Origin of the sequence: Pseudoalteromonas sp. THAF3 (assembly GCF_009363775.1) — a bacterium.
Classification (GTDB): Bacteria; Pseudomonadota; Gammaproteobacteria; order Enterobacterales; family Alteromonadaceae; genus Pseudoalteromonas; species Pseudoalteromonas ruthenica.
In genome coordinates this window covers 731,745-752,616 of the sequence record NZ_CP045418.1, presented here as the reverse complement: position 1 = coordinate 752,616, position 20,872 = coordinate 731,745, and the positions used below count along the sequence as shown (strand labels likewise).

Genomic DNA, 20,872 nt, shown 5'->3' with positions numbered 1-20,872 from the left:
GTTTCGACCTGCTGACCTTTCAAGCGCTATAATGTCCACTCGTCGATCATATCAGCCCAGTCCTGCAACATAGATGTACGCTGATCACGATACTCGGCTTTGTTATATATCGCCCTCACACCTTTTTGCTCATGTGCCAGGCATTTCTCTATCCAGTCGGTGTTATAACCGGCCTCATGGAGCAAGGTACTGGCTGTTCGTCTCAGGTCGTGCGGGCCGAATTTGGCAAGCGGTTGCCCCTCTTTCTGAGCCAGCTTGTAAGTCATCGTCATTACCCGATTCAGCGTGGCACTACTCATGGGGACGTCAGAATCGTAGCGTGACGGCAGAACATAGTCCGATCCTCCAGAGAACGTCTTCAAAGCGATGAGAATGTCCATGGCCTGCCTGGATAGAAACACCAGGTGAGGGTTTCGCCGTTTCATCCGTTCTTTGGGGATCGTCCAGAGCGCTTCGCTGAAATTGATCTCACTCCAGGTGGCATTCGTCAGCTCGCTTTTACGCACCATCGTCAACAGTAGCAGCTTTACCGCTGCCCGGATCGATGGTGATGTACCAATACGCCCCATGTACTGATACATGATCCTGATTTCTTCGGGGGTCAGGGTTCGATCTCTCGGCTCAAACCTGGCAATGCTTGCTGGCCGCACCAGGTTTGCCGGGTTCTCAACCTTCTGGCCTCGCTCAGTGGCCCAGCGGTATACCTGGAGTACAATCTCACGCGCATGAACCGCCGTAGCAGGCGCACCGCGCTCTACGATGGCGTCGGTTAGTGCACGCAAGTCCTCGTGGGTGATTTCGGTCAGCTTCTGATTGCCGAATTTCGTTTCCAGCTCTCTCGCATAAACCGAGCGGCGCATATCACGGGTAGAGTCGGCCATCTGGTAGCCACGTAGCCACTTTTCCGCCCAGGCACCAAAGGTTTCAGCCCCTTTAACACGTGCCTTGTCTCGGGCCTTCTCCTTCGCTGGTGACTTTCCATCGGCGACCATCCGCTTGGCTTCACCAAGTCGCTCACGGGCTTCAGCCAGCGTGATACCCCCGACGCCATAGCGGCCAAAGGTGATTGTCTCTTGCCTGCCATTGATCGAGTAGTTGTAACGGAATGAAATAGAACCGGCAGGAGTGACGGCCACGTAGAGGCCATCCCGGTCATTGACCTTGTAGAGTTTATCCCTCGGCTTGAGGTTGCGCAGCTTGGTATCGGTCAGCAAGAGTCTTATCCTTCTTCTATTCCAATACCATGCTGGAAGATCACCCAAAAATTAGGACATAAACCCAATAAAAACAGTTAGTTAAATAATTTCGATACCATGAGAACACAGGATCAAGCAGCATGGTATCGGCTTTCACTCATGACATCATGTCTCGATAATACCACCTTGAATGCCATGCTCAAGCGGTGCTTCCCGCTGCCATCAGTTGCCAAACACTGCCAGACAAAAAAATAAAAAAGCCCATGAAAACATGGGCTTAAGTGTAATTTAATGCCAGTTAGTACCAGCTAATGCCTAACGTGTGATCATTCCCACTCGATAGTCGCTGGCGGCTTACCTGAGATGTCGTACACCACGCGAGAAATACCATCGATTTCATTAATAATACGGTTAGACACCTTACCAAGGAATTCATAGGGTAAGTGTGACCAACGCGCGGTCATAAAGTCGATGGTTTCAACACAACGTAGGCTCACCACCCAGTCATATTTACGCGCATCGCCCATCACCCCGACCGAGCGCACTGGCAAGAACACCGTGAAGGCTTGGCTTACTTTGTGATAAAGCTCCGCTTTGTGCAGCTCTTCGATGAAAATAGCATCAGCGCGACGGAGCAAGTCGCAGTACTCTTTCTTAATTTCACCCAGTACCCGTACACCTAGGCCTGGGCCTGGGAATGGGTGGCGATACAACATGTCATAAGGAAGACCCAGTTCAAGGCCTATCTTGCGTACTTCGTCTTTGAACAATTCACGCAGCGGCTCAACAAGGCCCAGCTTCATGTCTTCTGGCAAACCGCCAACATTGTGGTGTGACTTGATGACATGGGCTTTACCCGTCGCCGAGGCGGCTGATTCAATTACATCTGGGTAGATAGTTCCTTGCGCCAACCACTGCGCATTCACACGTTTGCCCGCTTCTTCATTGAACACATCAACAAAGGTGTAGCCAATGGCTTTACGTTTAGCTTCTGGCTCATCAATCCCTTCTAAGGCTTTCAAAAAGCGCTCTTCGGCATCTATTTTGATAATATTGAGGCCAAAGTGGTCGCCGAACATATCCATCACCTGTTCGCCTTCGTTCAAGCGTAACAGGCCGTTGTCAACAAACACACAAGTTAGTTTATCACCAATGGCTTTATGAATAAGCATCGCCACGACAGACGAGTCTACACCACCGGATAGGCCTAAGATCACTTCTTCGTCACCGACTTTTTCACGAATACGCTCAACGGCATCTTCGATGATTTGCGCGGGTGTCCAAAGCTTTTCACAGCCACAGATATCAACCACAAAGCGCTCTAACAGACGCAGACCTTGAAGTGTATGAGTCACTTCTGGGTGGAACTGCACGCCATAAAAACGTTTTTCTTCCCATGACATCGCTGCATGAGGACAGGTGTCTGTTCTCGCTGTGGTAGCAAACTGAGGGGGAATTTCTTCTACTTTATCGCCGTGGCTCATCCATACATCAAGCAGACCGTTACCGTTGTCGCCAAGGTGATCTTCAATGGCTTCAAACAAGGCACAATTACCTACTTTTTCCACTTGCGCATAGCCAAACTCTTTCTTATCAGAGCCGTGTACTTTACCGCCAAGCTGCGCCGCCATGGTTTGCATGCCATAACACACACCCAGAACCGGAACACCCGCTTCAAATACGTAGTCAGGCGCACGCGGGCTGCCCTCTTCGACTGTAGATTCAGGGCCACCAGATAAAATGATGCCTTGCGGGTTAAATTCACGAATTTGCTCTTCCGTTACATCCCACGCCCATAATTCACAGTAAACGCCTATTTCACGCACGCGGCGGGCGATCAGCTGGGTGTACTGCGAACCAAAGTCGAGGATCAATATACGGGAATCATGGATGTCTTTGCTCATTGCTGTCTCATCTAAATTAAATGATGGCGGACCCAGTGCAACCAGGCCCTTTACGCTAACCGAAATTAAGCAGGGCTAGCAGTTGCTAGCCCTGAGTGCACCGTTTTCGCGCCTAGCCTAGGCGGTAGTTGGGCGCTTCTTTAGTAATTTGCACATCGTGTACGTGCGACTCGCCCATACCGGCCGAGGTAACGCGTACAAACTGTGGCTTAGTGTTCATCTCTTCAATGGAGGCCGAGCCAGTTAGGCCCATGGAGCTGCGCAGACCACCCATTTGTTGGTGGATGATATTGCCAATCGGGCCTTTGTAAGCCACGCGGCCTTCGATGCCTTCTGGTACCAATTTCTCGGCTTCTTTCGAAGTTTGGAAATAGCGATCTGACGACCCTTCTTTTTGGTCCATCGCACCTAATGAGCCCATGCCACGGTAAGATTTATAGTAGCGTCCTTGATACAGCTCAACCTCGCCTGGCGACTCTTCAGTACCCGCAAGCATTGACCCCACCATGACGCACGATGCACCGGCAACCAGTGCTTTAGCAATATCGCCTGAGAAGCGAATACCACCATCGGCAATAACAGGAATATCACGTCCTTTAAGGCCCTCAACAGCATCTGAAATAGCGGTAATTTGGGGTACGCCACAACCAGTCACGATACGCGTAGTACAGATAGAGCCTGGGCCGATGCCCACTTTCACGGCATCCACGCCAGCATCAGCAAGGGCAATAGCGCCTTCAGCTGTTGCTACGTTACCAGCAACGATTTGTAAATCTGGGTAAGCTGCACGCGTTTCTTTGACGCGGTCAATAACCCCTTGCGAGTGGCCATGTGAGGTATCGATGAGTAGCACATCAACACCGGCTTCAACCAATGCAGCGATGCGCTCGTCAGTACCAGCACCCACACCCACCGCAGCACCGACGCGTAAGCGACCTTGCTCGTCTTTACAGGCGTTTGGTTTGTCCATGGCTTTTTGGTAATCCTTCACTGTGATCATGCCTTTCAGTTTAAAAGCGTCATCAACAACTAGGATTTTCTCAATGCGGTGCTCGTGCATCAACCCGAGGATCTGGTCACGATCAGCATTTTCGCTTACCGTAACAAGGTCTTCTTTTTTGGTCATCACGCTAGAAACAGGCTTGCTCAGCTGAGTTTCAAAACGCATATCACGGCTGGTAACAATACCCTGAAGGTTATTGTCTTTGTCGGTCACCGGGAAACCAGAGAAGCCTTTCTCAATCGCCAGTGCTTGTGCATCAGCGATAGTCAGGTCCGCTGGTACGGTCACAGGTTGCGACACAACCCCTGCCTCGTACGTTTTTACTTTACGTACATTGGCCGCCTGTTCGGCGATGGTCATGTTTTTGTGAATAAAGCCCAGTCCACCTTCTTGCGCTAGAGCAATGGCTAAACGCGCTTCAGTCACTGTATCCATAGATGCAGAAACAAGCGGGAGGTTCAGCTTAATGCCGCGAGTAAGGCGAGTGGTAAGGTCCGCTGTGTGCGGTAGAACAGTAGAATGACCAGGTACTAAAAGTACGTCGTCAAAGGTAAGAGCTTCTTTAGCGATCCTAAGCATTGGCAACTTCTCACGAATTGGTGATTGGATGGAGTTGCGGCGGCATTTTATCAGCGATAATAGGGCGAGTAAATAAAATTCGCCGTTTATTTATGATAAAGTGGCGACAACTTTTTTCGCTCTCTTGGGTCGTTCTATGTATTCACAACCCCACGCTAATACGCCAGCTGCCGTATACACCGTATCGCGCCTAAACCGCGAAATCCGAACCGTGTTAGAACGTGGCTTTGCCAGTATAGTACTCAATGGTGAAATTTCTAACTTTGTTGCCCCCTCTTCTGGACATTGGTACTTCTCCTTAAAAGACGATAAATCCCAAGTGCGCGCAGCGATGTGGCGCGGCAACAACCGCTATGCACAAATTCGCCCAAAGAACGGCGACCAGGTGCAAGTACATGCACGAGTCTCATTGTATGAACCGCGCGGTGACTACCAAGTCATCGTCGAGCGCATGGAAGCCGCTGGCGAGGGGCTGCTTAAACAACAGTTCGAAGCCTTAAAAATGCGCTTGGCTAGTGAAGGGCTCTTTAACTCTAGTTACAAAAAGCCGTTGCCTAGCAGCATCAATAAAGTAGGTGTTGTCACTTCCAGCACTGGGGCCGCTATAAGGGATATTTTAACCGTATTAAAGCGCCGCGCACCGCAGCTGGAAGTGGTTATTTACCCTTGCCAAGTGCAAGGTGATAGTGCCCATCAAGGGATCATCGATAAAATTGCTCTAGCCAATGCCCGCAAAGAGGTTGATGTATTAATTGTCGGGCGCGGTGGCGGCAGCTTAGAAGACTTGTGGTGCTTTAATCACGAGCAATTGGCTCGCGCTATTTTTACCAGTGAATTACCTGTGATCAGTGCCGTGGGTCATGAAATAGATACCACTATCAGCGACTTTGTTGCTGATATACGTGCGGCGACCCCCTCTGCGGCGGCCGAGTTAGTGAGTCCCGATAGCGAACAAATTAAGCAGTTTTTAGCGCATAAAAAGCAGCAGCTACACAGCGCATGGCGACACCGCTTAGCGGCCTATCAACAGCAATTGCAGCAACTACAAAGCCGTTTATCACACCAGCATCCAGCTAATCAGTTGATGCAACAGCAGCAGCGTTTAGATGAGTTGCAAATGCGTCTACACCGCGCCATGGAGCAGCGTTTTAACCACCAGCAACAGCACCTTGGCGAGCTTAGTATGCGTTTGCAACGCGCCAACCCAGCACAACGGGTAGCCAGTGCCAAATATCAATTGCAGCAACTGTCGAGCCGTCTAGTGGCAAGCCAAAAAGAGCAACTCTATCGCGCCCAAAGCGAGCTGAGCCACCTCGCTACTCGCCTTGATAGCATTAGCCCTTTGGCCGTACTTGGGCGCGGCTACAGCATTACGCGCGCCGACACGGGAATTATTAAGTCAGTACAGCAAGTACAACCGGGCCAAACACTGCATACGCGCGTGGCCGATGGTGAGGTTACGACGACGGTGGTAGGCGTTCAACCCAAAGATTAAGACCCGCTTCGGAGCTGCGCGAATTGGTGCGGTGAAACTGCTGCCACCACGGCTGTTCCATAAGAGTATTTTGAATATTGTGCCAATCGTCACGCGGGTCGAGTTCTACGTCTTCCTGGGCTGAGAACTGCAGGCGACACACCGTTTGCTTACATTGGGCGGTATCGAGTTTAATCTTGTACGCCAACCCTTGACTGTAAACAAAGTCACTCACTTTGGTTTCAACTTCATAGGCCCAAGCTTCGTCCCGCTCTTGATTGGTAAATCGCTCTTTAAGTTCGGCTTCCATGTCACTGGGCGCGTCCAGAATATGCTTGTAGGTAGCAATAGTTTGCTTAGCGGCCGCCAATTCACGGCGTAAAGTATCAATGTCGCTGGTATTTTTAGCTGCATCCCGGGGTTGTTCGGGGGCGACCTCTAGCGTATCGGTAGCGGGTGGTGGCGGCTGTTTTTTTACTGCTGCTTGAGGTGATTCAGGCGACGCCGCGAGCTGAGGGGGATGAGTTACAAGTTGAGCATCACTTGATGATGCGGGCTGCGTTGCTGGCACTAATGGCGCGGGTGATGGCTCGAAGAACACTATATAACCGCCTCCGAAGCCCAACGCGAATGCCCCCAGTGCAGTTATAACAAGTTGTTTATTCATCCCTTTTCACTCTAGTGCCACTACAACATGGCACTAGTATGCGATTGATTCTCTTGTTCGTCATCTAAAAAGTTTTGATTCATGCTTTCCGCTGGACAAGGACAGTCCGGTTTGCCCACCAATTTAGCGGGAACGCCAACGGCGGTCATATGCGGCGGCACTGAGCTCAATACTACCGAGCCGGCACCAATACGCGCACCCTCACCCACTTCAATATTGCCCAGAACTTTCGCCCCGGCGCCAATAAGCACCCCGGCACGAATTTTAGGGTGGCGATCGCCAGACTCGTTACCTGTACCACCTAAAGTGACCGACTGCAAAATAGACACATTGTCTTCAATCACCGCTGTCTCGCCAATAACAATACCCGTCGCATGGTCAAACATGATGCCGTGACCAACACGGCACGCGGGGTGAATGTCAACACCAAACACCTCTGAGCAGCGGCTTTGTATAAAACGAGCTAGCTCGATGCGCCCTTGACGCCACAAGCAATGAGCCAACCTGTGCGCTTGAATGGCGTGAAAGCCTTTAAGGTTTAAGATCACCGTTAAATAAGTATCCACCGCTGGGTCACGATCGCGAACGGCTTTAATATCGTTTGCTACATGAGTAAGCATGGTATCGCAGTCCACAAACGCTTGGTCAAATAGCTCGCGAATGGTAAACGCTGACACCACCGCATCGGCGAGTTTGTTGGCCACGATAAAGCTTAGCGCCGAGCCAAGGCACTCATGATTAAGCACACACGAGTATACGTGCGAGGCCAATAATGGCTCTTTAGTTACAACTTGATTTGCTTCTTCTCTGAGCTGCTGCCAGATTTCATGACGCATGGGCATATCCACCAACTTACGAACAACGGACTTGTAATAGACTAAGTGTAACGGATCTGCCCACTATCACGCCATCCCGGGGGCAATTTAGGGTCGTTATCAGATATAACTAAAACAACTAAGGAAAGAGCTGTTGCCCTTAATGCAAAAATAAAGCTAGGCTAAAGTCATAGTCGCATTGGAGAAGAATATGCCCCAAGCAATTGATAAAGAGAACTTTAATAGCTTTAAAGCGTTTTACCCTTATTACTTACAAGAGCACGAAAACCCTGTGTGCCGACGTTTACATTTTATCGGCAGTTTAGTGGTGCTGGCGATATTAGGCTTTGCTGTGTTCAGCGGCAGCTACATTTGGTTGTGGGCGATGCCTGTGGCCGGTTACGGCTTTGCATGGGTGGGTCATTTCTTTTTCGAGAAAAATCGCCCTGCTACCTTTCGCCATCCAGTTTACAGCTTGATTGGCGACTGGGTCATGTTTAAAGATATGCTCATTGGCAAAGTGCCTTGGTAGCCCCAAGCTTTGCCACTGAGAGCTCTAATAGGAGGCTACACCCCCACACCAAGGGTTTTTAACAACGCCAACACACTTTTAGCATTATCTGCTAATGCCAACTGCTTATCATGCTCTGAAGTCGCCTGATGCACAGCCGCAATCATCTCATGCAGCTCTTTTAGTTCATCATCACTGAAGGCACTACGAAGTTGTGGCTTCGACATGGGTAAGGAATTGCTCAAATCAGCGGCAATCTGGGTGATATCGTCGGCGAACTCGCCTCTTAAATCGTTTAGGCTCATTATTCTATCCTGTTATTAAAGGCCTGCGCTTTGTAATGATTTATCGATAAAGGTGCTAATTGTTGGCGGGATCGGCAGCAAATCACCCACCTCCTTTATGGCGCTTTCCTGCAAACTCAATACCGAATTAGCGCTAATAAGTAACTCGGTGATGCTTTCATTCGCTTCAAGGGTTGCTTGCACATTGCCATGAATAGTGCGACGCATCCTATCGGCTTCATCGTGAATGCTGCCTCGTACTTGCGTGCGGATAAGGGCCGCCAAACCAGCCACATCTTCACGTTGCTGTGAGTTGAGATTATCATTATCAGCCAGCTGTCGTTTGCCACGATAACTTTGCTCTGCTTTGGCATACACCTTATGCCAGCGCTCATCAAGCATCGCATAAGCAGAGTGCTCCCACGCATCCACCATAGCCAAACCATTATCCCCAATCGCGGCGATGCCTTTCGAGACTTGCTGATTTGCGGTAATCGCCTGTTGTGGAACGCTAGTACAGCCACCGAGAGTGACCGTCGCCAATACCACCGCGCTAAACACCCGAGTCATTGTTATTGCTTCCTTTTTTATTATTTGTCCCGCTAATAGAGTAACTTAGTTCGGATGAATTGCCACCTTTAATCACCCTATTTGAGTTAAGTGCACCACTGTGTAGCAGCGCTTATTGCGGCGATAGGGATATGTTTTTCATAGCCCGTGCTGAATTAACTACTGCACAAAGCCCTTTATTTAGGGCGAACCACCAATTGGGAAGGTAGACGCATTGGTCAGGTTTTAATACCCATCGTAAAAGGAGAGTTACGAGAGAGGAAGCGCGCTAGATTTATACCGGAGTTATCAACGTAATTTTCAAATTTCAGGCATAAAAAAACCCTAGCCAATCGGCTAGGGTTATCAAAAGTGGTACCAGTGGGCGGACTTGAACCGCCACGCCCGAAGGCAACGGATTTTGAATCCGTCATGTCTACCAATTCCATCACACTGGCATCTTTTTTCTTTGACCTTCTCAACGAGAAGATAAAGAAAAACCACTTCAGAGCAAAGGCTTTGTTTATCTGCCTTCATCTCTATGCCGTGCATTATACAAAGAATGAAAAGCGCGGCAAGCGTTTTATGTTATTAATGTGTCAACTGCTGAATAAACAACCAAGCATGAGCATCGATGTTTAACAATATCAGCACTTAGGCATAAAGCGTTTAATAATTGCCTGCATATCAATATTTTCATTGAGTGTGCCATATTGATGGTGGCTTTGTGGCGCTAAGCGCGAGCGCACAAAGGCATCGGCAATTAAGGGGTCGCCGTAAATAAGCAAGGTTGCACCCTGCCAAAGTAGGGCTAAGCTTTCCATAATTTGCCGCGCATGTATTTCAATCGCCCCTTTATCACCAAGCTGGGCCTGTAACTGTTCTAACCGCTCATCGAATTGTGCATACTGCCCCTTAGCCTGCTCTAATTCCCGCAGTAAGGCCTTTAGTGTATCCGGCTCTTTATTCAGCACCCGCAATAAGTCTAAACACTGCACATTGCCCGAGCCCTCCCAAATGGCGTTCACCGGGGCCTCTTTATATAAACGGCTGAGCACATTGTCGTTTACATACCCCACCCCACCAACACACTCCATGGCCTCATAGGTATGTTGTACGGCGCGTTTACAAATCCAATACTTACCGATAGCGGTGGCGCTGCGTACTAACGCTCGATGGTGGTGATCATCTTGGTTATCTAATGCATTAGCGATACGCATAGAGATAGCCAAAGCAGCCTCGGCCTCAATGGCTAAATCGGCTAATACGTTGCGCATAAGCGGTTGCTGGTGCAGACCTTTGCCAAAGGCTTGGCGTTCATGGGTATGCCAAATCGCTTCTTTCGCTGCTTGTGCCATCAGTGCCGAAGAGCCCAGCATGCAGTCGTAGCGCGTTAAAGCCACCATTTGAATTATGGTGGCGATGCCGCGCCCTGGCTCACCCAATAGCCACCCATGGGCGCCGCGAAATTCCACCTCGGAGCTGGCGTTAGATTGATTCCCTAATTTATTTTTAAGGCGCTGGATATGCATTGGGTTCTTGCTGCCATCCTCGCGCCAACGGGGAACTAAAAAGCATGAAAGCTGTTGCTCTACCTGGGCTAACACCAAAAAGCCATCACACATCGGCGCCGAGCAAAACCACTTATGACCCACAATCTCATACAATTGCCCCGGCCCGCTCGCAGCTACTGGGGCGGCATAGGTGGTGTTTGCTCGCACATCACTGCCACCTTGTTTTTCGGTCATTGCCATCCCTATGGTCACGCCTTGCTTTTCATACCAAGGCTTATTGCTTTCATCATAGTGACGAGACAGAATCTTGGGCAGCCACCGATCAGCCACCTCTTTTTGTACCGCGATTGCCGGAACGCTGGCGAAAGTCATGGTTAACGGGCAGCCCGAGCCTGGGTCGGCGTGGCTGTGTAAAAAAGCCAGTGCCCCGCGCACCACATGTGCCCCGCTTTTGCTTTCCAACCATGGTAGCGCACAGTGACCACTTTGCACTGCATGGCGCATCAGTTGATGATAAGCGGGGTGATAATCGACTTGATCAATGCGCTCACCAAAACGGCTATGACTAACAAATTCGGGAAGGTGCTTATTAGCAAGGAAGCCGGCCTCTAATAGTGACCCACCTATGCCTTCACCAAAGTTGCAAAGCATGGGCGCGCCCCAACTGCCACCGAACCGCGTTAACCAGTATTGCAGCACCTCATCGGCGCTAAAGGCATTGTAATTCGCTAACGGCTTGGGTTGATTAAATACCGAGTGTGTATCTGCTAGGCTGTTGTTATTCATTTATTTTTCTCACAGTGCGGCAGTGGAGTTATGTCACTGACTATAGCAGGTCTGACCACCTTGTCGAGCGAGCACTAAGAGCGTCGCCTTTGTGCAGGGGGTTTGCTACACTGTCGCCGATTTTATCGCTTAGGAATGTTGTCATGTCTGCTGATTATGCACGCACTGGGTTTGCCCGACGTATCGCCTCATTAATTTATGATGGCCTTGTGGTTATCGCATTTGCCATGCTGACCACGGTGGTGTACTTGCTTGTTGTACAAGGCGCTATCTCGCTAGGTTGGTTAAGCTTAGGTGAGGCGGAAGATGTGGCGGCGTTGATTCAACAAAATACCGTTCTCTATGTGCTCCGTGATGTGCTTTTAGTCTTAGTAAGCCTAAGCTTTTTTGGCTACTTCTGGAGTAAGAGTGGGCAAACAATCGGTATGCGTGCATGGCGTATGCAAGTGCGCCGACTCGATGGCAGTCTTCCAGGCTTTTGGCAAAGCGCATGGCGTAGCCTGTGCGCGTTACTTGGCTTAGGCAATATCCTGGTCTTGGTTGATATAAAAAACAAACGCGCCCTGCAGGACTACTTATCGGGCTGTGAAGTGGTTACCTTAAGCAAAGAAGACAACAAGAAAATTTACCAAGCTCTAGATTGAGCACAGCAAGCGGCGTTTAATTGCGCCGCTTCAGTAGATAGCTTGAGAAGATAATAAACAACATGCTCGGTAGCACCGCACCCACAAACGCGGGGATCTGATACACCGTCACAATAGGGCCGAAGATACGGTCGGTCAGGTGGAAAGCAATACCTGTGACCACCCCCATCACGATACGCGCGCCCATGGTTACGGTGCGCAGCGGCCCAAAAATAAATGACAGCGCCACAAGCAGCATCACTGCCAAAGACACGGGCTGCATAATCTTGCGCCACAATGCCAACTCGTAAGCGGTGGTGTCTTGGTCGTTGTGCTGCAAATACTGCAAGTAAGACCACAGCCCTTTGAATGACAAGGTTTCAGGCTTCACCGATACCACTCCCAATTTTTCAGCGGTGAGCTGTGAGTCGTAAAATTGTTCTTCGGCGAAGCTTTCTCTAATTTGTGCCGCATCAACATGTAACTCTTTGACTTTACGCAGCATCCAGCCACCTTCGCGATAAAGCGCTCGATCAGCAAAGGTGATCTTTTCCAACTCTAAGTCTTTATCAAAATGATACATACGCACGCCATTGAGTTGCCCTTGTTGGTCAACATCCTCAATATTGACGAAAACATCACCATCTTTGGCCCACACGCCTTGCTTGGCGCTGTATACATCGCCGCCGTATATAGCATGTGAACGCAGTTGTTTGGCGGTTTGCTCGGCCTTGGGTACGCCCCACTCGGCCATGGCCATCATCAATAAGGCTAATACCACCGCCGTTTTCATCACCGAGGCAATGACCTGCAAGCGTGACATGCCCGCCGCTTGCATCACGACCAACTCGCTGTTTGAAGCCAAAGCCCCGAGCCCGGTGAGTCCGCCTATCAACGCCGCCATAGGGAAAAAGACCACCACATCGCCAGGCACCGTATACAGGGTATATAACAGCGCATCCATAATGTCGTAGCTGCCACGCCCCACTGATTTAAGCTGCTCAATAAACTTAATGAGGGTACTGATCCCCACCAGAACCAATAGGGCGAACCCCGTGGTTTGCATAATGCTGCGCCCTAAATACCAATCGAGTGTTTTCATACTGCGGCCTCTCGCTTAGTTAGGATGGAGCGCAGCCACACGCCGAGCGGTCGCCCTTTGATAATGAGAAATGCACCAATAAACAGCGCACTAAGATGCACCCACCATAGGCCAATCGAAGGCGGAATTTTGCCATCTTCCAAGGCAAACTTAGCGGCATTCAGTAAAATAAAATACCCTAGATACAGGCTGATCGCCGGCACTAGCTTGGCAAATTTACCTTGGCGCGGGTTCACGACGCTCAAAGGCACGGCGATAAGCGTTAATAACGGAATAGACAACGGAATGGCTAAGCGCCATTGAAACTGCGAGATAGCTTCATTGCTATCTTGCTCTAACAACTTGGCGGTGGGCACGGCTTCCAGCTTACGACGCTGGTGTTCAATGGCTTGCTCGCGGATTTGCACCTGATAGCTATCAAACTCGGTATGTTGCATGTTCAGTGCGCGGGCCTGAGTTTCGTAGCGCTGCCCCTGACGCAGGATCAATTGTTGTTCGCCGTTGTCACGTTCGATCACCTGCCCCTGCTCGGCATACACAACCTGAGACTGTTGCTGGCCTTCACCACGAGGCAACTGCGCCACAAACACCTTATTTAAAACGCGTCCGCCATCATCCATATCATGAATAAAAACCACGGCTTTTTCATTCCCTGTTTCCTGAAAGCGCCCGGCACGCAAGGCAGAAAGGCCGGCATCGGCTTGTGCCCGCTCCTTTAACTGGTATTCCTTTTCACTGGCCCATGGGGCCAAATACAAGGTCATGGCACCGGCTAAAATCGCCAAAGCGGTGCTTGAGATTAAGGTGATACGCACCACATACCATTCACTGACGCCACAGGCTTTAAGAACCGTCATTTCGCTGTCAGCATACACGCGGCTATAAGCGAGGATAATACCTAAAAAGATACTTAGCGGCAGAATCAACGAGGCTAATTGCGGCAGCTTTAGTGCCACCATAGAAAGCACTAATTTTGCAGGAATACTGCCCTCAGATGCATCGCCTAGAATTACGACGAATTTTTGGCTGATAAAAATGGTCATTAAGGTCAAGAAAACAGCAACCTGAGACTTGAAAACTTCAGCGGTTAAGTATCGAAAAATCAGCAATGTCCGCCCCTAAAAACGTCGTGTTTCACTGGCATAGTAGGAAAATTTGAGTAAACTAGTTGTTTTAGTCACTTTATTATATGTCAAGCGCATTAAATATCATACCTAAGGCATGTAATTGTCTACACTTTAGTTAGTGGATTGATAAATGCGTAAATAGTTCACGACAATAGTAAGTAGGTGAACAGCGCCTTGGCTGGCAAACGCCCCAAGGGCTGACTTTTCCTCTAATTAGGAGTCACAATGGAATTTAGCGTAAAAAGTGGTAGCCCAGAGAAGCAACGCAGCGCTTGTATTGTAGTGGGTGTTTACGAGCCACGCCGCTTATCCCCTATCGGCGAGCAACTGGATCAAATCAGTGAAGGTTACATCTCTAACCTTTTACGTCGCGGCGACTTAGAAGGTAAGCCGGGGCAAACGCTATTATTACACCATGTACCGAATGTGCTAAGTGAGCGCGTACTACTTGTAGGTTGTGGTAAAGAGCGCGAGCTAGACGACAAACAGTATAAGCAAATCATTTCCAAAACCATTAATACCCTGAACGAGACTGGGGCCATGGAAGCGGTGTGCTTTTTAACAGAGCAGCATGTAAAAAGCCGCGATACGTATTGGAAAGTACGCCAAGCTGTTGAGACCACACAAGATTGCTTATACACCTTTAACCAGCTGAAAAGTAAAAAAAGCGATCCACGCCGACCACTGCGTAAAATTGTTTTCAACGTACCAACGCGCCGCGAATTGCCGATTGGCGAAAGTGCTATTGAGCATGGTTTAGCTATCGCTTCAGGAGCCAAACTCTGTAAAGATGTCGCCAATATGCCGCCAAATATCTGTAACCCACGTTACTTAGGCGAGCAAGCGAAAAGCTTAGAAGAAGAGTTCGAGAACGTCACCGTTAACTTGGTCGGCGAGCAAGAAATGGAAGAACTCGGCATGCACTCGTACCTTGCCGTAGGCCGTGGCAGTGCTAACGAGTCAGTGATGTCGGTGATTCACTACAATGGCGGCGCAGAAGGCGCGGCACCGATAGTGCTGGTAGGTAAAGGCCTGACTTTCGACTCCGGCGGTATTTCAATTAAGCCAGGCGAAGCCATGGACGAGATGAAATACGACATGGGCGGCGCAGCTGGGGTTATCGGCACCATGCGCTCCATTGCCAAAATGCAACTTCCCATTAATGTGATTGGTGTGCTTGCAGGCTGTGAAAACATGCCCAGCTCCAATGCCTATCGCCCGGGTGATATTCTAACCACGATGTCGGGGCAGACCGTTGAAGTCCTTAATACCGACGCCGAGGGACGCTTAGTACTGTGTGATGCCCTCACCTATGTGGAGGCATTCGACCCCGATACCGTGATTGACGTAGCCACCCTTACTGGCGCGTGTATCATTGCCCTGGGTGCTCATGCAACCGGCATGCTCTCTAACCATAATCCTTTGGCACATGACCTTCTTAAAGCCTCTGAGCAAAGTGGCGATCGTGCCTGGCAGCTGCCGCTATGGGATGACTATCATGAGCAGTTAGAAAGCCCGTTTGCTGATTTCACTAACTTAGGCGGTCGCGCCGCAGGCACTATTACCGCTGCCTGCTTCTTATCTAAGTTCACCAAAAAGTATAACTGGGCGCACTTAGATATTGCCGGTACGGCATGGCGCAGCGGCGGCAAAACCAAAGGCGCCACGGGGCGTCCTGTGCCAATGCTAACGCAATATTTGATTAACCGCGCTGGGGTATTGGATAACCCGCAAGATTAATCACTGCGATATCACTTCAAGCCCCTTTTTTAAGGGGCTTATTCATTGATGCAGGGGCGTGATTGTGTCAAAATTGGCGGATTAACGAGCCGCGTAGAGGGCGCAATGCACGCGTTATTTTACCTGCTAGAACATGCCGATGAGCCGGGCAGCGACGTACCGGCTCATTTTGATCTTGGCGCTCGCTTGGCGTGCGAGCAATATCGCCAAGGACAACGGGTATTTATCTTTGTTGATAATCGCGACGATGCTCATCTTGTTGATCAGCACCTATGGGCATTTGACGCCGATAGCTTTGTGCCCCACAACCTCCAAGGTGAGGGGCCTCGCGCCGGTGCTGCTGTGGAGATAGGGCAAACCCCGCCCGTGTCACGGCGCAGTGTACTGATCAATTTAGCATCAAGCGTGCCCGATTTTATACGTCGCTTTGATATGGTGTTTGACTTTGTGCCAGCCGATGACACACGCAAACACCAAGCACGAGCAAGATATAAGCAGTTACGCGACTTAGGCGCGCAGCTGGCAACACAAAAAGTTTAAGTTAAGGTTCTGGGCAATGGATAAAACCTATAATCCGCAAGATATTGAACAATCCCTCTATCAGAAGTGGGAAGAGAACGGCTACTTTAAGCCAAGTGGTGAGGGCGACTCATACTCAATTATGATCCCACCACCAAATGTCACCGGCAGCCTACATATGGGCCACGCCTTCCAGGACACCATCATGGATACCTTAATCCGTTTCAAGCGGATGCAAGGGAATAATACATTGTGGCAGGTTGGTACCGACCATGCCGGGATCGCGACACAAATGGTGGTAGAGCGCAAACTCGCCGCCGAAGAGGATAAAACACGTCATGACCTAGGTCGTGATGCCTTTATCGATAAAATCTGGCAATGGAAGAATGAATCTGGCGGCACCATCACCAAACAGCTACGTCGTTTAGGCGCCTCGGTGGATTGGGACCGTGAACGCTTCACTATGGATGACGGCCTATCTGAAGCGGTTAAAGAAGTCTTTGTGCGCCTGTATAAAGACGACTTAATTTATCGTGGTAAGCGTCTGGTTAACTGGGATCCAAAACTACACACCGCGATTTCTGACCTTGAAGTTGAAAACAAAGACAAACAAGGGCATATGTGGAATATGCGCTATCCACTGGCCGATGGCGTCAAAACCCAGGATGGCAAAGATTACATCGTCGTCGCCACCACTCGCCCAGAAACCATGCTCGGCGATACTGGTGTGGCCGTGAACCCTGATGACGAGCGTTACCAAAACCTCATTGGCAAAGAAGTCTTGCTGCCTATCGTGAACCGCCGTATTCCTATCGTTGCTGATGAGCATGCCGATATGGAAAAAGGTACCGGCTGTGTGAAAATCACCCCAGCGCATGACTTCAACGATAATGAAGTCGGTAAACGCCACCAGTTGCCGATGATTAACGTATTCAACAAAGATGCGGCGATTCTAAGCGAAGGCGAAACTTTTACCTTTGATGGCAAACCACTGCAGCTAGACGCCCCTATCCCTGAGCGCTTCCACGGCTTAGACCGTTTTGATGCGCGTAAGCAAGTGGTTGCTGAGTTCGAGCAGGCTGGGTTATTAGAAAAGATTGATGATCACAGCTTAACCGTGCCCTACGGCGATCGCTCTGGGGTGGTGATTGAGCCCCTACTTACCGACCAATGGTATGTGCGCGTTGCGCCACTGGCCGAGCCAGCTATCAAAGCCGTTGAAGACGGTGATATTGAGTTCGTACCAAAGCAATACGAAAACATGTACTTTTCTTGGATGCGCGACATTCAAGACTGGTGTATTTCGCGTCAGCTATGGTGGGGCCACCGTATTCCAGCGTGGTACGACAATGACGGCAACGTGTATGTTGGACGCGATGAAGCAGAAGTACGCCGCGAGCATAACCTCGATGACGATGTCACGCTCAGCCAAGATGACGACGTACTCGATACTTGGTTCTCATCAGCATTGTGGACCTTCTCAACCCTTGGTTGGCCGAACAACGTTGAAGACTTAAAAGTATTCCATCCGTCTAACGTGTTGGTCACTGGTTTCGACATCATTTTCTTCTGGGTTGCCCGTATGATTATGATGACTCTGCATTTCATCAAAGATGACAACGGCAAGCCTCAGGTACCATTTAAAACCGTTTATGTGACTGGCCTGATTCGCGATGAGAATGGCGATAAAATGTCGAAGTCTAAGGGTAACGTGCTTGACCCACTGGACATGATTGACGGCATCGATTTGGAAAGCCTAGTGACTAAGCGCACCGGCAACATGATGCAGCCACAACTGGCGAAGAAAATCGAAAAGAACACCCGTAAAACCTTCGCTGAGGGCATTGAGCCGCATGGCACCGATGCCTTGCGTTTCACTCTTGCAGCCATGGCGTCAACCGGTCGTGATATCAACTGGGATATGAACCGCCTAGAAGGTTACCGTAACTTCTGTAATAAGCTGTGGAACGCCAGCCGCTACGTGCTTATGAACACCGAAGAGCAAGATTGTGGCTTCAACGATGCACAGCGCGAGTACTCGCTGGCGGATCGTTGGATTCAAGGACAGTTCCAACAAACCGTGAAAACCTTCACTGAGCACTTGGACAACTACCGTTTTGACCTTGCTGCTAACACGATTTACGAGTTCACCTGGAACCAGTTCTGTGACTGGTACCTCGAGCTAACTAAACCCGTGTTATTTAAAGGCACCGAGACCCAGCAACGAGGTACTCGCCATACCCTGATCACTGTGCTTGAAGGGCTACTGCGTTTGATGCACCCATTAATGCCATATATCACCGAAACCATTTGGCAGCGTGTAGCTCCGCTTGCAGGTATCCATGCCGATACCATTATGACCCAAGCGTTCCCTGCGTTTGAGCAAGATAAAGTCGATAGCACCGCGATGGCCGATTTGGAGTGGATGAAACAATTTATTGTCGCCATTCGTAATATTCGCGGTGAAATGGACATTAGCCCAAGCAAGCCACTGAACGTGTTGCTTGCTCAGGCTTCTGCCGAGGATACTCGTCGTTTACAAGAAAATCAGACGTTCCTAGCCGCCCTAGCCAAACTAGAAGATGTGACCGTGCTTGATAACGTCGACGACGCGCCAGCGTGTGCGACCGCCTATGTGGGTCAACTCGAGATCATGATCCCCATGGCCGGGCTGATTGATGTAGACGCTGAGTTAGCGCGTATTGCTAAGCAATTGGAAAAAGCTGAAAAAGGTCTGGCTCAAGTTGAGAAAAAGCTCGCTAATGAGAAGTTTGTCAACAATGCGCCTGAAGCCGTACTTGAAAAAGAAAAGTCGAAGCTGGCAGAGTACAGCGAAGCCAAGGCGAAATTGCTCGAGCAAAAAGCAAAAATCGAAAGCCTGTAAAACTATTAGGCAACAATCATAACGCGAGCTCAGGCTCGCGTTTTTTTATGTCCGCGCCCCATACAAACAAGCATAAAAAAGCCAAGCAGTTGCTTGGCTTTTTCATCTCAGTATTGCTTAGAAGCTGTAGTTATACTGTGCACCAACCAGGTAAGCATGGCCTTCTGACTCAAAGCCCCATTGCTGCCCTAGGTTGTCACCTTCAACAAAGTTTTGGGTTTTACCGCGTAAAATACTGGCACCTAAATCAACGCTAGACGCTTCATCGATAAACCATTCCGCACCAAAAGAGAGCCAGAAGCGGTCGGTATCTGGGATAGAGATAGACAAATGCTTCTGCGCCACTGGCGATTCATCAAAAGCTAAACCAGCACGCAATTTAATATCGTTTGTTAGCTGGTAGTCACCACCGATTGACACACGGATTGAATCCGAGAAGTCTTCGTTTTTGCTAAATACCGGTCCCTCACTCACTGGCACATAGGCTTCAAGCTTGTCAAAGCTACTCCAGCCTGTCCAAAGCACACTGTAGTGTAGGCCATAATCTTGGTTTAACTGATGTGAGCCTGAGAATTCAGCAATCGCTGGCAGGGTTAAATCAACCGTGCCAGGTAAAGTTTGCCCGTTAAGGCCACCCAATGCTGCCGGAAGCTGATTGGTGTAGTCACCTTCAAATGTAAGGTCTGTTTCGCTGCGATAGTGGAAGCCAAGGCGGTTGTCACTATCTAGGTCATAGGCCAGGCCTACATTCCAGCCAAAGCCATAGTCGTCGCCCTCAAGGTGAACCGCTTCTAAGCTTGCCGGTGCACCTAACGGGTTTGCGCCAAGGTTACGGACAATCTTTGCATCGGCGTACACGTGGTTAACACCCAGTGCCAAGGTAAGAGCTTCGTCCACCTTATAAGAAACCGATACATTAGAGTTAATAGTGACGATTTCAGTTTCACCAGCTAGCTGGCCTGCGGCATAATCACTGGCAAACTCAGTAGCTAAACCAAAGTTAGAGAAGGCACCAAAGCCTACTGCCACCTTATCGTTTACCGGGAGCACAAAGTAACCGGCAGGGATCACCGCGCTAGGGGCGATGCTATCGTCGTTTAACACGTTAGGGTTTAGGCCATTGTTGGTGCTTTCGCCTTTAAGGCTCACGTCTGGCTCGACATAAATTGCCGCCACGCTCAGCTGTGCCGTTTCAAATTGCGACATCAGTGCGGGGTTACGGGCAACCACAGATGCATCATCAGCAATGGCTGCTTCACCGGCGTAGGCACGGCCTAAGCCTGACGCATTTTGCTCTGCCAGCTGAAAAGCGGCAGCGAAAGATTCTGTTGATAATAGCGCCAATGAAGCCGCTAAAATTGTCTTTTTGAATTGCATACTTCTTTCTCATTGTTGTCATTTTAACTGGCATACACTAGCGTATTTCATGCAAAAAAACTGTTAAATATGGTTAACATAGCGTAATTTAAGGGCAATATTTACATAATTTTACGATTTTAAAGACTGATTAGACCTCAAACACTCAAATGATATAAATTCTCATTATCATTGACTATTTATCTAATATCGCTACACTGCGGGTATTAAAAAAGTGA

At 49.5% G+C, this 20,872-nt stretch carries 17 protein-coding genes and 1 tRNA gene; 6 read left to right on the top strand and 12 right to left on the bottom strand.

What is annotated here, in order from left to right; translation table 11 throughout:
• Positions 1-26: 26 nt before the first annotated feature.
• The 3 genes from FIU82_RS03460 to guaB form a co-directional block, all read right to left on the bottom strand.
• Positions 27-1,214, bottom strand: coding sequence for a site-specific integrase (locus tag FIU82_RS03460; protein ID WP_152440345.1), 1,188 nt, complete (start codon positions 1,212-1,214; stop codon positions 27-29).
• Positions 1,215-1,522: 308 nt separating this feature from the next.
• A complete protein-coding gene (gene guaA / locus FIU82_RS03450) occupies positions 1,523-3,100 on the bottom strand; it encodes a glutamine-hydrolyzing GMP synthase (RefSeq protein WP_022944337.1) in 1,578 nt (525 codons plus the stop codon).
• A gap of 112 nt (positions 3,101-3,212) precedes the next feature.
• Positions 3,213-4,682, bottom strand: coding sequence for an IMP dehydrogenase (gene guaB / locus FIU82_RS03445; RefSeq protein WP_022944336.1), 1,470 nt, complete (start codon positions 4,680-4,682; stop codon positions 3,213-3,215).
• Between the two features lie 136 nt (positions 4,683-4,818).
• Here guaB and xseA point away from each other — a divergent pair, with 136 nt between their 5' ends.
• Complete coding sequence (gene xseA, locus FIU82_RS03440) at positions 4,819-6,177, top strand: exodeoxyribonuclease VII large subunit (RefSeq protein ID WP_152440344.1); 1,359 nt, start codon at positions 4,819-4,821, stop codon at positions 6,175-6,177.
• On the opposite strand, the gene FIU82_RS03435 is transcribed toward xseA, so the two are convergent.
• On the bottom strand, positions 6,140-6,823 hold the full coding sequence (locus FIU82_RS03435) for a hypothetical protein (protein WP_152440343.1): 684 nt from the start codon (positions 6,821-6,823) through the stop codon (positions 6,140-6,142). The two genes, xseA and FIU82_RS03435, sit on opposite strands and share 38 nt — an antisense overlap.
• Before the next feature lie 20 nt (positions 6,824-6,843).
• On the bottom strand, positions 6,844-7,659 hold the full coding sequence (cysE, locus tag FIU82_RS03430) for a serine O-acetyltransferase (protein ID WP_045979543.1): 816 nt from the start codon (positions 7,657-7,659) through the stop codon (positions 6,844-6,846).
• A 190-nt stretch (positions 7,660-7,849) separates the two neighbouring features.
• Between cysE and FIU82_RS03425 the strand changes: the two genes are divergently transcribed.
• A complete protein-coding gene (locus FIU82_RS03425) occupies positions 7,850-8,170 on the top strand; it encodes an Mpo1-like protein (protein WP_138509938.1) in 321 nt (106 codons plus the stop codon).
• Between the two features lie 35 nt (positions 8,171-8,205).
• Here FIU82_RS03425 and FIU82_RS03420 read toward each other — a convergent pair whose 3' ends face one another.
• From FIU82_RS03420 to FIU82_RS03405, 4 genes are all read right to left on the bottom strand, one after another.
• Positions 8,206-8,454: a hypothetical protein gene (locus FIU82_RS03420; RefSeq protein WP_022946281.1), complete on the bottom strand. Its 249-nt coding sequence runs from the start codon at positions 8,452-8,454 to the stop codon at positions 8,206-8,208.
• Positions 8,455-8,469: 15 nt separating this feature from the next.
• On the bottom strand, positions 8,470-9,003 hold the full coding sequence (locus FIU82_RS03415) for a hypothetical protein (RefSeq protein WP_152440342.1): 534 nt from the start codon (positions 9,001-9,003) through the stop codon (positions 8,470-8,472).
• A 352-nt stretch (positions 9,004-9,355) separates the two neighbouring features.
• Positions 9,356-9,440: transfer RNA gene (locus tag FIU82_RS03410), tRNA-Leu, on the bottom strand.
• A gap of 189 nt (positions 9,441-9,629) precedes the next feature.
• A complete protein-coding gene (locus tag FIU82_RS03405; protein WP_152440341.1) occupies positions 9,630-11,282 on the bottom strand; it encodes an acyl-CoA dehydrogenase family protein in 1,653 nt (550 codons plus the stop codon).
• Positions 11,283-11,425: 143 nt separating this feature from the next.
• On the opposite strand from FIU82_RS03405, the gene FIU82_RS03400 reads away from it, so the two are divergent.
• Entirely contained in the window at positions 11,426-11,926 is a 501-nt protein-coding gene (locus FIU82_RS03400) for an RDD family protein (RefSeq protein ID WP_053910590.1), read from the top strand.
• A gap of 16 nt (positions 11,927-11,942) precedes the next feature.
• Here FIU82_RS03400 and lptG read toward each other — a convergent pair whose 3' ends face one another.
• Together lptG and lptF are read right to left on the bottom strand one after the other, a co-directional pair.
• Positions 11,943-13,007: an LPS export ABC transporter permease LptG gene (lptG, locus tag FIU82_RS03395; protein WP_022946285.1), complete on the bottom strand. Its 1,065-nt coding sequence runs from the start codon at positions 13,005-13,007 to the stop codon at positions 11,943-11,945.
• The gene (lptF, locus tag FIU82_RS03390; RefSeq protein ID WP_022946286.1) at positions 13,004-14,116 is read right to left on the bottom strand and encodes an LPS export ABC transporter permease LptF; all 1,113 of its coding nucleotides are present in this window, start codon (positions 14,114-14,116) and stop codon (positions 13,004-13,006) included. Before lptF ends, lptG begins: the two co-directional genes overlap by 4 nt.
• A 243-nt stretch (positions 14,117-14,359) precedes the next feature.
• Between lptF and pepA the strand changes: the two genes are divergently transcribed.
• The 3 genes from pepA to FIU82_RS03375 all read left to right on the top strand — a co-directional run bounded on the left by pepA (position 14,360) and on the right by FIU82_RS03375 (position 19,277).
• Positions 14,360-15,874 carry a leucyl aminopeptidase gene (pepA, locus tag FIU82_RS03385; RefSeq protein WP_022946287.1) on the top strand — a complete coding sequence of 505 codons (1,515 nt, stop codon included), beginning with the start codon at positions 14,360-14,362 and terminating at the stop codon, positions 15,872-15,874.
• A gap of 105 nt (positions 15,875-15,979) precedes the next feature.
• Positions 15,980-16,414, top strand: a complete 435-nt coding sequence (locus FIU82_RS03380; RefSeq protein ID WP_152440340.1) for a DNA polymerase III subunit chi — start codon at positions 15,980-15,982, stop codon at positions 16,412-16,414.
• Positions 16,415-16,430: 16 nt separating this feature from the next.
• Complete coding sequence (locus FIU82_RS03375; RefSeq protein ID WP_152440339.1) at positions 16,431-19,277, top strand: valine--tRNA ligase; 2,847 nt, start codon at positions 16,431-16,433, stop codon at positions 19,275-19,277.
• 117 nt (positions 19,278-19,394) lie between these two features.
• Here FIU82_RS03375 and FIU82_RS03370 read toward each other — a convergent pair whose 3' ends face one another.
• On the bottom strand, positions 19,395-20,654 hold the full coding sequence (locus FIU82_RS03370; protein ID WP_022946291.1) for an outer membrane protein transport protein: 1,260 nt from the start codon (positions 20,652-20,654) through the stop codon (positions 19,395-19,397).
• Between the last annotated feature and the right edge of the window lie 218 nt (positions 20,655-20,872).